The 289-nt window shown below is 47.4% G+C and carries 1 protein-coding gene; it reads right to left on the reverse strand.

Features of this window, described 5'->3' with window-relative positions:
- The coding region (locus LZP73_RS21610) for a DUF4034 domain-containing protein (protein ID WP_442800782.1) at window positions 1–275 on the reverse strand (275 nt) is incomplete at its 3' end.
- Window positions 276–289 lie beyond the last annotated feature (14 nt).

Here is a 289-nt window from a genome sequence, read left to right on the forward strand (position 1 = left end):
TATTTTTGCCCACCATCATCATCATACTCAGGAAGTATATTGTGGCGAGGCAAAACGGGGCATATTGCATGCTCAAACGAAAGTCCGGAATACGCCATCAACGCTTCCACTTCTTGCGGGGAGCGGCGGTGATAATTTTTCAGTGCGATCATTAATGGTATTCCTGCGACACTATCACCGTTAAGGTGTGCCGCCAGCCAGGCTGGCTGACCAAATACTTTTGAGTTGGTGCTGGTAAGTAATGCAGCCATCCATTGTCGTGGGTCACAATCAATTGCTTTAAGTGTAG

Source organism: Shewanella sp. AS16 (assembly GCF_021412365.1).
In the GTDB taxonomy this organism is placed as follows: domain Bacteria; phylum Pseudomonadota; class Gammaproteobacteria; order Enterobacterales; family Shewanellaceae; genus Shewanella; species Shewanella salipaludis.